General features: G+C 54.1%; 10 protein-coding genes and 2 tRNA genes. 4 read left to right on the forward strand and 8 right to left on the reverse strand.

Features of this window, described 5'->3' with window-relative positions; genetic code table 11:
* Positions 1-595 precede the first annotated feature (595 nt).
* Positions 596-2,062 carry an amidohydrolase gene (locus tag GT748_RS04180; RefSeq protein ID WP_059003568.1) on the forward strand — a complete coding sequence of 489 codons (1,467 nt, stop codon included), beginning with the start codon at positions 596-598 and terminating at the stop codon, positions 2,060-2,062.
* Between the two features lie 163 nt (positions 2,063-2,225).
* Here the strand turns inward: GT748_RS04180 and GT748_RS04185 are convergent, their stop codons facing one another.
* The gene (locus tag GT748_RS04185; RefSeq protein WP_052537576.1) at positions 2,226-3,197 is read right to left on the reverse strand and encodes a GNAT family N-acetyltransferase; all 972 of its coding nucleotides are present in this window, start codon (positions 3,195-3,197) and stop codon (positions 2,226-2,228) included.
* 253 nt (positions 3,198-3,450) lie between these two features.
* On the opposite strand from GT748_RS04185, the gene GT748_RS04190 reads away from it, so the two are divergent.
* The 3 genes from GT748_RS04190 to GT748_RS04200 all read left to right on the forward strand — a co-directional run bounded on the left by GT748_RS04190 (position 3,451) and on the right by GT748_RS04200 (position 5,116).
* Positions 3,451-4,749, forward strand: a complete 1,299-nt coding sequence (locus GT748_RS04190) for an alkaline phosphatase family protein (RefSeq protein ID WP_052537575.1) — start codon at positions 3,451-3,453, stop codon at positions 4,747-4,749.
* 151 nt (positions 4,750-4,900) lie between these two features.
* A tRNA-Ser gene (locus GT748_RS04195) sits at positions 4,901-4,987 on the forward strand.
* A gap of 38 nt (positions 4,988-5,025) precedes the next feature.
* Positions 5,026-5,116: transfer RNA gene (locus GT748_RS04200), tRNA-Ser, on the forward strand.
* A gap of 115 nt (positions 5,117-5,231) precedes the next feature.
* Here GT748_RS04200 and GT748_RS04205 read toward each other — a convergent pair.
* Genes GT748_RS04205 through GT748_RS04235 form a run of 7 tightly spaced genes read right to left on the reverse strand, consistent with a single transcriptional unit; the run spans position 5,232 to position 14,319 of the window.
* A complete protein-coding gene (locus GT748_RS04205; RefSeq protein ID WP_143161609.1) occupies positions 5,232-5,492 on the reverse strand; it encodes a hypothetical protein in 261 nt (86 codons plus the stop codon).
* 9 nt (positions 5,493-5,501) lie between these two features.
* A complete protein-coding gene (locus tag GT748_RS04210) occupies positions 5,502-8,483 on the reverse strand; it encodes a DUF859 family phage minor structural protein (protein ID WP_161213359.1) in 2,982 nt (993 codons plus the stop codon).
* 12 nt (positions 8,484-8,495) lie between these two features.
* The gene (locus GT748_RS04215; protein ID WP_021658074.1) at positions 8,496-10,427 is read right to left on the reverse strand and encodes a hypothetical protein; all 1,932 of its coding nucleotides are present in this window, start codon (positions 10,425-10,427) and stop codon (positions 8,496-8,498) included.
* A 9-nt stretch (positions 10,428-10,436) separates the two neighbouring features.
* A complete protein-coding gene (locus GT748_RS04220; protein ID WP_044991802.1) occupies positions 10,437-10,769 on the reverse strand; it encodes a DUF6711 family protein in 333 nt (110 codons plus the stop codon).
* A 14-nt stretch (positions 10,770-10,783) separates the two neighbouring features.
* Positions 10,784-13,618 (reverse strand): phage tail protein, encoded by a 2,835-nt coding sequence (locus GT748_RS04225; protein WP_021658072.1) that lies wholly within the window; start codon positions 13,616-13,618, stop codon positions 10,784-10,786.
* 31 nt (positions 13,619-13,649) lie between these two features.
* Complete coding sequence (locus GT748_RS04230) at positions 13,650-13,958, reverse strand: hypothetical protein (RefSeq protein WP_021658071.1); 309 nt, start codon at positions 13,956-13,958, stop codon at positions 13,650-13,652.
* A gap of 37 nt (positions 13,959-13,995) precedes the next feature.
* Positions 13,996-14,319: a hypothetical protein gene (locus GT748_RS04235; protein ID WP_021658070.1), complete on the reverse strand. Its 324-nt coding sequence runs from the start codon at positions 14,317-14,319 to the stop codon at positions 13,996-13,998.
* Positions 14,320-14,364: the final 45 nt, after the last annotated feature.

The following is a 14,364-nucleotide window of genomic DNA, read 5'->3' on the forward strand; positions in this document are numbered from 1 at the left end:
CGCCGCAGAGAATGGCGCGACCTGCCTTCAGCGCCGCCTCCCACGCGGGGAAATGGATTGAAAGAACACCTTCTTCGAGCCGTTCTCGACCACCCCCGGCACCCCTGCGCGGGTGTGCGGAATAGAAATTGCCAGGGGGAACGCGGCAAACGGTTTTCACTCGTTCGCACCCCCTGCAGGTGCGTGGGCAGCCATTCGCCGAAGTCGTCTCCCGCCGCGCCCTCTGCGGCGAACCAATGGCGCACAGCCATCCACCCGCTTCCCTTCCCCCGACGCCTTCCCCCTGCGGGAGGCGCCAACTGAAATGGGCCGCCCGGCAATGCCTTCGCGGGAGCCAGTCCCCTCTCCACGACAGACCTGGGTCAACATCAGGGCGCAGTAAAGCCGCCACCTCCCGGTGGTGAAAGCGGTGCAAAAGGGCCCCTCTTTTTTATGGAACACGCCGATTTTTCCCATCCCTCCCCTCCTTCGCTTCAAAAGTGTCCGCCCCTGTGCTACACTGGCAGTAGAGCGGAAAGGGGGGCCCTCCCTCTTTCCCCGAAACTGCCGGGCACACCCGCCGGGTGCGCGCTTTTTTAAAGGAGGCAATGAACCCATGGATGCAAAACAGCAAGTGCAGGCCGCCGTCCGCGAGAAGGAGGCCGCCATCTGGGAACTGCAGGAAGCCGTCTGGTCGGCCGCCGAACTGGGGTACGAAGAGGTCAAGTCCGCCGCCAGCTTCTGCCAGGCGCTGCGGGAGCAGGGCTTTGAGGTGGAGTCCGGGGTCGCTGGTATCCCCACCGCCTTCATCGGCACCTACGGCAGCGGGAAGCCGGTCATCGGCATTCTGGCCGAGTTCGACGCCCTCTCCCAGCTGGGACAGGCCGCCGCCACCCCCGTCAAGACCCCGGTGCCCGAGAATGAAAACGGCCACGGCTGCGGCCACAGCGCCCTGGGCGCCGGCGCCTTCGGTGCCGTTCTGGCCGTCAAAGATTACCTGGAAAAGACCGGGAAGAGCGGCACCGTCAAGCTCTACGGCTGCCCGGCCGAGGAGACCGGTTACGGCAAGACCTTCATGACCCGCGCCGGCTGCTTTGAGGGGGTCGACGCGGTCCTCACCTGGCACCCCTTTGACAACAACGCCGCCTGGGGGGTCAGCTGCCTGGCCAACATCAACATCGTCTTCAACTTCCACGGCCGCACTGCCCACGCCGCCGCTGCCCCCCACGCGGGGAGAAGCGCCCTGGACAGCTGCGAAATCATGAACGTGGGGGTCAACTACCTGCGCGAGCACGTCATCCCCGAGGCGCGGATGCACTACGCCTACCTGGACGTGGGCGGCACCTCCCCCAACGTGGTGCAGGACCACGCCACCCTCAGCTACTTTATCCGCGCCCCCAAAATTTCCCAGGTGCACGAGATCCTGGAGCGGGTGAAGGACATCGCCAAGGGCGCCGCCCTCATCTGCGGCACCACCATGGACTGGTACATCCGCACCGGCGTCAGCGACTACATCCCCAACCCCACCCTCACCGGCATCCTCTACGACGCCCTGGTGGACGTGGGCGCCCCCGACTTTGACGAGGCCGACTACGCCCTGGCCCGCCAGTTCCGCGACTCCCTGGGCGAGGACCTGCGCCAGGCCAGCGATGCGGCCATCCTCAAATCCCGCGGGGAGGAACACGGCAAGAAACTGCTGGCCCAGGGGCTGGACACCGACATCGCCCCCCTGGTCCTCTCCAAGGTCGCCATGCCCGGCTCCACCGACGTGGGCGACGTGAGCTATGTGGTCCCCACCGCCCAGATGGGCACTGCCGGAATGGCCATTGGCACCCCCGGCCACACCTGGCAGATCACCGGGCAGACCTGCTCCTCCATCGGCAAAAAGGCCCTGCTCAAGGCGAGCGAGGCGCTGGCACTGGCCGCTGCGCGGGTGCTGGATGACCCCTCGGTGCTGGAAAAGGCCAAAGCCGAACTCAAAGAGGAGACCGGCGGACAGTACGTCTGCCCCATCCCCGCCGAGGTCGAACCCCCGGTCCCCGACTGGGTCTTTGGCGAGGCCAAAAAGGCCGGCTTGCTGTAAACCATCCGCCTACATCAAAAAACAGGGGGCGAAGCGCATTGCTTCGCCCCCTGTTTTTTTGTCTTTCTCCCCGTAAAGGTCGCGCGCCGGCGGCGTCAACCTCCCCGCTGCCAACGGGAATCCTGAAAAACGGGCGGCAAAACACCCCTTTTACAGGCGCCTCTCAGACGTCGGGCTGCACCGGCACAGCCCGGCGGCACTTGCCGGACAGGTGGCTCACCTCCAGGCAGAAGACGACCACCGCCTGACAGGCCTTTTCCTCAAAGGTCCAGTCCCTGCGTCCGGTCTGGTGGGCCATCAAGATTTCCAGCCCCCGGCGCTTTTCCTCCCCGTGCAAAAAGCGGACCGCCCCCTCGCCGATCAAACTCCGGTAGGCCCAACCGTGCTGGCAAGCGGTCTCCCCAGCCGTCAGCTCACCCCCGTCGTCCACCTCAAAACAGGCGCGGGGGTAGCGGCGCAGCAGATCCAGCTTGCGCCCCTCCCTCGCCGAGTGGAAGTAGAGCCGCAGCCCACCCTCATCCCAGCTGTACCCGTAATTTAGGGGCACTAGGTAGGGGCGGTCGCCGTCGCAGAGGGCCAGCCGGCAGACCCTGCCGAGGCGCAGAAGTTCCTCCTGCTGTGCCCGCTGGTCCATGGCACGCTCCCCCCTCCGCAGCGGCTGGGGCGGGGGTTCGCGCAGCTCCATCCGCCAGAAGTCCGCCGGACCGGTGGGGGTGTTCTGGCGGTAGACCTCCACCCCCTCAAAGCCCGCGCGCTCGTAACAGCGGATGGCACGGGCGTTGTCGGCGCGCACCTCCAGCAGCACCGGCCGCCGGGGAAAGCGGGCCGCCGCCTGGCTGCAGACCAGGCGCACCACCTCCTGCCCCAGGCCGCGGCCGCAAAATCGCGGTGCCAGCCCCAGGCCGATGGTGACGCCCTCCGGGCGTCCCTTCAGCCGGAAAAAGCCCGCCAGCTCCCCCTCCTCCGTCAGCAGCGCCCGCCAGTTCTCCCGCCGGCGCTGGGGATCCGCCAAACCCCAGCCGCTGGCGCAAACCTCCTCCCAGTCCGGCAGGTTGTACATCTGCCAGGGCGGCGGGTAGACCCAACCGCAGACCTCTCTGGCCCTCTCCTCGCTCAACTCGGCAATGGTAAACACCGCAGCGCCTCCTCCCTTTTTGTACAGTCTACCATCCACCACCCCGCCCGGCAACCCAATTTTTCCCGTCGCCTTCCACAAGAGAATGGCGGCAGAATCGGCAATTTGCCAGTTGCGCCGGACCGCCCGCCGGTCTACAATGGAATTGCCCCCGCAAAAGGGGTGTTTTTTGCCCCGAGTGTAAAAACGTTTTTATTAACTGCTTTGTGCAGTGTGCGGGCGCTTCGCCCGAAAAGAGGAGGGTGTTTTTTCCGTGCAAAAGAGAAAGCTCTATGTTCTCTCCATCGACGCCATGATCTATGAGGACACCGCGTTTATGGAGACCCTGCCCAACCTGGGCCCCTTTGTCAAACGGGCCTCCCGGGTCAAGCGGGTCAAAACCGTCTACCCGTCGCTGACCTATACCTGCCACGCGTCCATGATCACCGGCTGCTACCCCGACCGGCACGGCATCGTCCACAACGAGCAGTTCACCCCCGGCGACCCGCTGCCCATCTGGTACCACTACCGCACCCCCTATCAGGCGCTCGACACCCTGCCCGAACTGGCCCATCGCAGCGGCTACAAGGTGGGCAGCGTCTTCTGGCCCACCACCGGCGGTCTGGACATCGACTGGAACGTGGCCGAAATTTGGGACTGGTCCTTCCAGCCCGAGGACATGCGCCGCCAGCTGATGGAGAGCAGCACCCCCGCCTTTATCGAGGAGATCTGGCCCACCTACGGGCAGATCCTCCAGGGCCTCAGTGACCCCTACTTCGACTGGTTTTGCAACCACGCCCTGGCCTACATGATCAAGGAGAAAAAGCCCGACGTCTTCTTCCAGCACCTGTCGGCCGTCGACCACGCCCGGCACAATCTGGGGGTCTTTGCCGAGGGCCTCAAGCGGGACGCCTGGATCCAGCAGGACAAGGAGTTCGGGATGATCGTCCGCGCCCTGGAGGAGAGCGGCGAGCTGGAAAACACCACCTTCTGCATCACCAGCGACCACGGCCAGACCCCGGTGGACCACCTGGTCTGCCCCAACATCAAGCTGGTGGAGGAGGGGCTCATCCGCCTGAACGAGGACGGCAGCCTAAAGGACTGGGACGTCTTTGTCAACTCCGCCGCCCACTCGGCCCACGTCTATCTAAAAGATCCCGGCGACAGCGACCTGCGCGCCCGGATGGCCGCTCTGCTGCGCCGCTGGCAGGACGAGGGGGAGCTGGGTATCGAGACCATCTTCACCGCTGAAGAGGTGAAGGCGCACCGCCTCACTGGCGACTTCGCCTTTGTTTTGGAGGGGACCGACGGCTACGCCTACAGCAACAACCTGACCGGGCCGCTGGTCTTCTCGGCGGACAATTCCGACTACAAATACAGCGTCGCCACCCACGGCCACCTGCCCGAAAAGGGCCCCCAGCCCACCTTTATGCTGGTGGGCCCCGGCGTCAAACCGGGGGTCGAGCTGGAGTGCTGCGACATCGTCGACGAGGCCCCCACCCTCGCCGCCCTTCTGGGGCTGGAGATGAAGGGGGTCGACGGCAAAGTCCTCCACCAGCTGCTGGCCGACTGACCCCAACACTTCGCCAAACCACCCTGTCTTCTACAGGCAGCCCGTCCCTCCCGCAAGCCGGAGGGGCGGGCTCTTTTGCGCCCTGAAAAATTGGAAATTCCCGTTGACAGCAGGGGGGCATTATGCTAATATAATGGATGTTACTTGCCATGGAGAGGTGTCCGAGCGGTTTAAGGAGCTGGTCTTGAAAACCAGTGACTCGCAAGAGCCGTGGGTTCGAATCCCACCCTCTCCGCCAGCTCTCAACTTTATTTTATAGATGATTCCTTTGACTTTGGAGAAGTACTCAAGAGGTCGAAGAGGCTCCCCTGCTAAGGGAGTAGGGCGGGAAACCGTCGCGAGGGTTCAAATCCCTCCTTCTCCGCCAAATCCAGCGGCGCACGGATGTGTGCCGCTGGATTTTTTGTTTTAAAGAGAAAAATGGTGACTGCGCGACTAAACAAAAAAGGGGCTGTCCAGAAATAAATCTGGACAGCCCCCTATCAAACTCCAGTACCCCCCTCTACTCCATCCCGGTCAAGTTCTTCTGTCAGCTTGTTGATTTTCCTCCGCGCTTCTTTTCGCAGGTCGATTATCTCGCTGTAATCCTCCGCTATCTTTTCGCCCGTATACACCGCTTCTGCCAACTTGGCCGCTATGTAATCCGTATGGCTCAGGTAGGTTTGGTAGTAGGTAATGCGAGTTTCTAACGTGTCCCCGTGACGGTCAATATACCACTCGACAGATGGCATTGAAAAAGACATTTTTCCCTCCTATTTCCATTCACCAATTCCAAGTGCAAAAAGTGCAAAAGGCACATTGTTTGATATATTTGCGGACCGATACAGATAGGTATGCCCTATATTGGTAGCATTTGTCCCAATCAAAGGCTCAACCGAATAAGAACCTCCATTTGGAGAGGGCGCCAGCGCGACAAAAGTGGCCGGAGTGGCTGTAAACTTGCGGGGCCAAAGGCCAAAATCGAACGAAGAAGTAGATTCGTAGGAATTACCCCAAGGATTTGTAATAGCCGCCGTACCGCTTATCTGTTTAGTACAAATTTGAAATCTTCCTGCAAAGGTGACATAATATCCCCCATTGCCCCAGGCAATCGTCACATCTCTGTCTGTCGACAATGCTCCAATTTGTGCAGGTGTGGGTTTGTATGCCTCTGTAAAAACTCTTGTCCAGCCGGTCCAACTATCTGTCGTGTCTCGTAAAGAACGAATCCACAGGCCTTTTCCTCCCAACCAGTCACCACAGATTTCGATTGATCCGGCTGTATTCCGACCGAATCCCAGGACAGATGAGTATGTGACCGGGGCTCCTGCAGAAGTAGCTATGGTATTATACGTATAGATATTTCCTCTTGCAGACGTTCTCCCCGTCTCAATATTTAAATTTCCCAAACTGTTGATCGCATACGGCTTGCTGGCATCATTATAGACCGTTCTCCACGGGTTCCATTTACTTGTTGTCACATCTTTTGTGCGGAATTTCAGGATATGCCCGCTCTGGGTATTTGAGGCCAGCTGCAATGTAGCAGTTCCATTGAGAGCGCCCGCTGAAATATACGGGCCGTAAAGGCCTGATCCTGAAGTCGAGTAGTTGTATCCATATTCGCTGGCGGCATCATCCAGCGTATCACTATCACCTCTCTGGCGACGATACAGCATGGCTTCATTTACACGCACCAATCTCTTGTCTGCGGAATATACGTCCCCCTCCACATCCAGCGCCCCGTTCTCCCGGATCTTCCCAATCCCCACGCCGCCTTTGTCCATGTGCATGGTGGGGATGCCGCGGTCAACAATTCCATTGGCCGCAGCAGTAGTAAAAGCGTCGGTAACATTTAGAACAACCGAAAACGACTTCTGAAAGTCAAATCCCTCTATTCCTAAATCGCCAGGCAGATAACCATCAAAAGACCATTCCTCACCAGTAATGGTGATAGAGACGGTACCACCGTCAGTATACTGCTCTGCAGAGGTGACTTTGTACTGGTAGGCAGAGGAAAGAGCATTGTCAGCCGCTCCAAAATTTCCTGGCCACCATACCCCCTTGACTGTCAATTTTGTCTTGTTATCCACATTATTGTCTCGACGCAGTTGCATCTGGGTTATCCTCGGCGGGGTATAAGGTACCAGGGAAGCCAATCGTTCCACAACAGTCTGATTCCCCCGGCTGTCCACCGCTGCCACCCGGATACTGCCGGAGGAGGCCCCAGCCAGTTGGATGGTCATGTCAGAGGCTGAGTAGGCTGCGGACGTCGTGGCCCCGCCGCAATAGAGGATATATTGCTTAATAGTGGCAGAGGTGGTGCTGCTGGCCGCCTGAGCGGCGGGGATGGTAACTTCGAGTGCGCTCTCTCCCGCCACCAGCACTTGATTGTTCCCAGTAAGCGCAGTTGTTTCAGGGCGCTTGTCAACAAATGAAAATCCAGAGAATACCGGTGCAGCTTCTACAGGATCAACAGTAGCCGTTCCACCTGCTGTGGCAGTGCCAATGAGCTTGCCATAGTGGTAACACCAAATGGTGGCTTGCGCTGCCGCCGTGTTGCCATTTGGAGTGGCTGCGTACTCTGCCGCTATTTCTGTTTGGGTGGGTACCCAGTTGTAAGAAGTCCCCACTCCACCAATTTCTTTGATCTGTTTTCCGGCTACATAGAGCCGGAGAGTATGGGTCACCGCATTTCGACTCCGAGAGATGGAAGTGGTATATCCACTGCCAATAGTGTGATTGGGAGATGATGTGATGCTGCTAACTGGTGGAGCTGAGGCGATACCGGTCTGCTGGCTGGTCCCAATATTTCGTCCATAGTGATAGGCAGTGCAGACTACCTTGGTGGAGACGGATGTCCCCAAAGCATATATCTTTGCAATCTCCGCCTCTGTAAGAGTCATCGTGTAAGAGGTCCCAACACCGGTAATAGTCTTGACCAGGGTTGATCCGGCATAAATCTGCAAGGTGTGGGTAACAGCTGTTCGCAAGCGGTTGATCGTATATGCCCGGCTGTCACCAATCACAAAGGTGGGGGCAGTCTGCAAGGTGCTATTTCCCACTTGATAACAGGTTGCGGTTCCCTTGGCATCTCCCACCAAAGTGCTGCCAGAATAAGTATTACACCACAGGACGACCGAACCGCTCGTAGCACCGCCCATGGCAGCATAAATTTTTTTGACATCTGCCTCTGTGAATGTCCAGGTATAACTTGCGCCCACTCCGCTGGCCGTTTTGATGGCAGTTCCGTTGACATCAAGCTGGATAGAATGGGTAAAGCTACTAGATGCCCGGTTGACGTTTACTGTCACATTGTCCCCTACCGTGAAGTTGCTGGTGGAAATGCTGCTGGCACGGGGAATGGCATCCAAGGAATAGTCCGCCGCAGTTGTAATTGTGCCTACCCATGAGCCGGAAAGGGTAGCATTTAGGGAGAACGAGGCTGAGGCATCCAGGTACTTGCTCCCGTCAGTGTTATGGTATACCCGCTTCCAGGCGGTTGCCAGGGTCTTGGGCGAGTTGGACGCCTTCAGAGTCCCCACCACCGCCGAAAAATCAAACTGTTCCCCGTCTATGGTGATGTGCCCGTACTTAGTGGCATTAGCGACAATAGAATAACCGCCATAGGCAGAGATTTGCAGCGTTGCGGAGATATCGCTGTAATTTCCGCTTATGCTCTGGCTGGCAGACCAGATAAGATTGAGGCCATAGTGGCCGCCTCCAAAGTCGGTGTTGCCAGAATGATCGATAGCCAACATCTCACCTCCTTAATCATTAATAACAAAAAACGCGCCGCCGTCCACAGGGATGATTCTCATCGCCCCACACTCGCTATCTGGCTGTCTCACCGTGAACTCTCCCAAAGCCAAAAGTCGTCGGATTCGCCCAGCATCTTTATTAAAGTAAGCTACATCCTCACCTGTATCGTTGTTGCGGAATCGAACTTGCTGGTTGTCAAGTGTGGCCTGAAAGGGGTCCTTCTCTTTGGTAATGTGAATGCCCTTTGAAGTGATTTTGACTCCGCCAGCATCGATTTCGTTTTGTGCTTGCTGCCAAGCGGTACAGACATCCCCTTGCGTAATGGTCCAATCAGCTATGCACAGAGTTCCACCCTCTACCATCGCCTCAACCAAAACCTCTGGCGTTTCCGCCACAAAGCTGCCAGTCAGCTCTTTCCATTTTGAAGTCGCTTCCAACTCTTTTCGATGGCTGCCATGGGAGATATAAGCAGCGGTAGATGCCCCTTCTTCTAATTTATACTGGCAGTACCACGCATAGCGTTTCCCAGCTACCGCAGAGACAGGTTGTCCTAATCGCCCGTTTAGGCCTAAGATAAAGCATCCCCCTGCAGCGGTGTCATTGTACACCTCTGTAGATACGTCACAGACGACTGCACCATCTACTTGCCATTCTTCCAACCCCAGCCGCGCAGAGCTCCCTTTGAGCAGATTGGCACCGCCAGTGCGAGAAGATGACAGGACCAAGCCATCTACACGCTGCGTAATTTCATTGACTTCGGTAACTATGGCGTCTGCGGCATAGCTTACTTCCTTGATTTCTGAACGCGTAAAATCCAGTTCTCGCTGTAATACATTTGCCTTTTTGCGAAGAGCGATAACTGATTCTGTCAGCGGTCCCTGTACGACCCCTTTTTCAGAAGAGCTCCCCAGACTCTTTACCACCATCGATAGGCCGCCAGTATAAGATATTCTTTGCTCCATAATTGGCAACCCTATCTCCTCACCATATCGGTTGCGCACAGTGATGATATCCCCTGGCTCAAAAGAGGGATCCCCCTGGCAATCCAACTCAAGGGGGGCATATGTTATTTGACTCACCTGATCATAAATTGCCTTTAGTGCCGTCTGCTGTTCTTCTTTTGGCGATGTGGACAGCGCAAACAGGAGCGGATTATCGGTGATCTGAAAGGGATGTGTCGACTCTATCATTTCCGGATAGAGCATCCCCAAGTCCCCCTCCTCTGTCAACACCCTCACTTGATCAAATACCGGCACTGTATATTGCGCCACCATCTGGCGAGTAGCGCTCTCCGGTCCTATCTCTCGGCCAGTTTTAGTGTACCATTGAAAATGGAGCCGCCCATCGCGCCCCATCCGGGCAAAGCTGCCGGCAATCTGCGCCGCGTATGAAACGATTGCCCGGGCAGTCGTATCAACAGCGGCGCCCATTTCGATAAGGAGGTCTGCGTTGGGAAATGTCTCGCTCCCCCATTCTAGACCGGCCACTTCACATGCTCTGTGCACAAGTTGTGACAGAGTCATTGGCCAGTGTTCCTTCTCCGTAGTCCATTGAATTTCCAATTTGCATGCCCTATCTTGGGCCTCAATCTCAACTAGGCAATCATTGGTGACCTTCGGTTCAGTTGCTATAAACACTCCCATGGGAATTGTTTCTGCCCCATCTGCAGTCTCAACACCCAAATAAGGCACGATTTCCTTTCCCGCCCAGTTGAGAGATATCACCGTTCCTGTTGGGTCCAGCGCTGTAATCTTGAGTTTGTCACAGAGACACGAACCCGGCAATAAATTCTCACCGCTATTGGCACTCGCCTCAATGTCAATCTTCTGGAGCTGCTCTTGGCCGAGCAATATATTCCCGTCAATATCTGCAATATAGCCAATAGCTGTGCGGGCACCTTGAACGATGGCCTTTCGATAGGCTTCGCTTGTCTGATACATTTACCTCTCCTATCTCTCGATCACATCATATTTAATTGCCCAGTCCCCCGTAGGGGCAGGTTCCGCCGTTCGATCTCCCACATAGCAGGTAATAGTGTTCTCGCCTTTCCACGGATCATTATACGTCAGTGTAAAAAATTCATTGCTGATAGCCTCCAACGCATTTTGACACTCTCTCTGGGAAAGGCCTTTATACTCCACAGCAATTTTTCGCTTTGTGGCGACCCTATCTCTCAACAGCATCCCCAAAAGATTTCTCTCTGCACTTCCATCCAAGTCCATAATAGATACACTGTAATTGGCTGGTTTTGCTACATTTGCACCGTTTATCCGCCATATCATCTTTTCATCTCCCTTCATAGAGCAAAGGGCAGTGCGCCGCCATGCATCCTTTGGTAATCTGAAATGGCTTTTAACGCCAGCCTTTGGATTGTTCCATCCGGATATTTTACTACTAAATCAGGGATTGGAAGCTGATCACCCAAATACTGTTTTAGTCCCTTGGCTACCGCCCTTGATAGAGATTCCTCATCCTTCCCGACATTTGTATTCTCACTCAGTTGTCCTGCAATTGCCTGAATCCCTCTTCGATTATTTTCTAAGGGAATGACCGCCTCATCCCCTGCCTCACCAATCAGTGCCAGCGTCGGACGGTCCACGATCCCACCCTTTGCAAATTTGGGGATCTGCGGGATTTGCCAATCTTTCGCCCATCCAAAGCCTGGAACCTTAGATAGTGTTTTAGGAATCCAGTTTAGACCGCCGGTAAAGTCGTTTATAATGTCAATAATCAAGTTGATAGCACCCTTGAAAACAGATTTCACTCCGTCAACGATACCGCCAAAAATATCCTTGACACCATTCCAAGCACGCTCCCAATCCCCCGTGAAAACACCTGCTACAAAATCTACAATGCCACCGATCTGGCGCAAAAGAGCAGATATGAGATCCGAAATAAAACCAACGACCGTTCCCACTACACTTGAAATCAAACCCCAAATCCTTTGAAATACCGGCCCAAGGATTTCCTGTAGCCATTTGACGACAGGCACGATAAATTGGTTATAAATATCCAGTGCAGCTTGGATAAATTTCATTACAAATTCTCCAATGCGTTCTGTCAACGGCTTTAAATGCTTGGTCCAAAGCCAGTCCACTGTCTCCATAATCGTATCCCAAGTGGGTTTTAGGTAAGTTTCCCAGGCATTGTAGAACACTTCTTTTGTATTGTCGATTGCATCTCGCACTTTTGTAAAAGTGCTTTCTCCGTATTCATCCCACAGGGATTTTAGAATTGCCGTAAAATCGGTCCAGATGCTCATAACCTGGCTTAACACCGGCTCTACACCTTCTGTCCACAGGGTCAAGAAAACATCTTTAATAGCTGTAAAAGCCGTTTGAAAAGCAAGTTGCATCTGTGTTGCTGCTTGTGTTAAAACTGGAAGCAATGTAACTGTGAAATTTTCAAGAAATGGGAATAAAACCAAATTCCACAGACTTGAAAAAACAGTATTAAACGTTTCGAAGAGACCCGATACCACCAGGCCAATGGTGTCAATCCTTGTTTGTAAAAACACCGTAAAATCCCCGCCAAACCATTCCATAAAAGGCTGTGCCAAAGTGGTGATATCCTGCCATATCCCTCCCATAATCTGCCCAAGCCGAAGAAACTCCGGTTCGATCAATGCAATGGCATTCTGAATATTGGGCAGTAGATTTACTTGAAAGTACTCTCCAATACTGGAAAAAGCCCTGCCAAGAGCGTCTTTGAATTTCTGTGCCAATCCTTCCGCTGTGGCTGTCATCCCGGTGTCCAAAGCATCAAAGTTGATTGCGGGAACAGATACTGCACTCTCCCCTCCGCCCTCTTCCTGGGCAGAATTAGACAGCAAATTTATTTCGTCAAAAGATGCCAGTTCCCGCATTTGTTTCGCCGCCTTTTTTGCGGCAGAACCAGTCCCCGCAGCAGCCGTTTGCACCTTTTGAAGTCCCTGAGCACTTTGAACAGAATCCTCGTATGAGGTTCCAAAAAGGCCTGAAATGAACCCAGATGCGAACTTTACTGCTGTTGCCACGCCCGTCATGAGTGCATTGAGAGCTGGCATGATGGCATTATAGATTGGTACAAAAGCCGCCGCTAGACTACCTTTAATTTGGTTCATGCTTGCTGCAAATTGTCCATTTTGAACAATGGCTTGCACCATGAACTCTTTTAAGTCCCCTAGACCTGCTGCTTGAGAAATTGCGCTAAAAGCATTTAGGGCAACGCTTTTGACCCCTTCAAATGCCTTTGACAATGCATTTTTGATCCACTGGCCAGCACTGCTAAACTTCTCTTTCAGGTTATCCAACAAACTGCCTATAGATCCAACGGCACTTTCTACCTGTCCCCCAAATCCATGTTGTATTTCTCCGCCAACCTGAAACGCCTCTTCTCGTACTTCTTGCAAAGATACCTTGATAGAGCCTACTTGTGGCTCTCCAGATACTTGTTCGTTCTTCTGAATGCCAACATCGCCCTTTGGGGGCGCCCGTGGCGCAGTGATATTCATCTCTTTGCTGCTGGGCAGATTGCTTTTTGCCTCAGATATTGTATTTTTTCTTTCATCGGGCAAATTTACTGCCTCTGACAGCGCACCTTTTACCGTATCCGCAGTTCTCATCGCCTCGGCCTTTACCTGTTCAAACGGTGCGTTTTTTGCATTGGGCAAGCTTATGGCCTTCGACAAGTCGTCATTTATCGATTTGGAAACTGTACCTGCTTTTTGCGCTATCTGATCGAAGGGCAAGTCTCCGCCATCACCTGATAAACTCGTTGCCTCAGATAAGCGCTTTTCTATTAGGTTGGAGGTTTCCTCTGTTTCCCTCTTTAAAGCCTCATAGGGCATACTCATTTTACTATCTACAGGTTTGTTTCCTTTTTCCCCCATTACCCCCGCCGCTTTTGCAACGCCCTCTGCCGTCTTTTCCGTTTCACGTTTCATCTGTTGCAGAGGCTTTTTTAAGTCATTTACTGCTTGTTGGGCCGGTCTGACAATTGCACTTCCAATGCTAATTCCAACCTTGACAAAATGGCGTTTTGCGCTTTGCTGGGCAAATTCAGATGCCTTTTTTATTTGGCGTTCTAATTGATCAATCTGTATTTGAACTTCAAGATCGATTTTTACATCATCAAAGCTTTCTTTGGCCACTTATTTTCACCTCCTACTATTGATCGCTATCTTACTGTGGTTTGAACATCTCTGCCAATGCCATCTGCAAACTCGCCAATTGCTGTTGTTGTGCCGCTTCTTGCTCTGGGCAATTCTTTTTCCTTCCGACGAAGTGTGCCCACTCCGCTCGGATCCGTCTTTGTGCTGGCGAAAAGTGCTTCAACCTCTCTTTGTCTTTTTCTGAACGCAACTCAATTACCTGTCCCAGCGGGGTATCTCCCATTAAGCCGCCCACCATTTTGTACCAGTCGGAATAGGAGAGTTCTTCTTGCTGAGAGGGCAAAACACCGTACTGTTTGGCTATACTCTGTTCAATCAAAATCCGATCATATTCGGGGTCGTACCACCCCGTTTCCCTATGCCTTTCCGCCGTTTTGAAATCGCTCCTCCATTTTCTCCGGCTCCTCTCCAATCATAGCAGCAGTTACCAGTCGCACCAGTTCAGTATACGCGGCAAACGATAGATCCATTTTTTCGATTTCTTTTGCTGCTTCAGCACCCAGTCCCAACTTAAGGCTCTCCTCCATAACTGCGGTTGGAGAAACATCCTCTTTTTTGGTCAGATCCATCATTCTCACTACAGTCTTTTTTCTATCATCTACCGAATACACGCGATCGCCGATCCGCACTTCCGGACCTCCGCACATAAGTTTGTTGTCCAACGCATAAAATTTAGCCATTTGTTTTTCCCCTCTCTATTATGTGTTTTCAAAAAGACCGCCTTT

It is taken from the genome of Bittarella massiliensis (ex Durand et al. 2017), assembly GCF_009876955.1.
GTDB lineage: Bacteria > Bacillota > Clostridia > Oscillospirales > Ruminococcaceae > Bittarella > Bittarella massiliensis.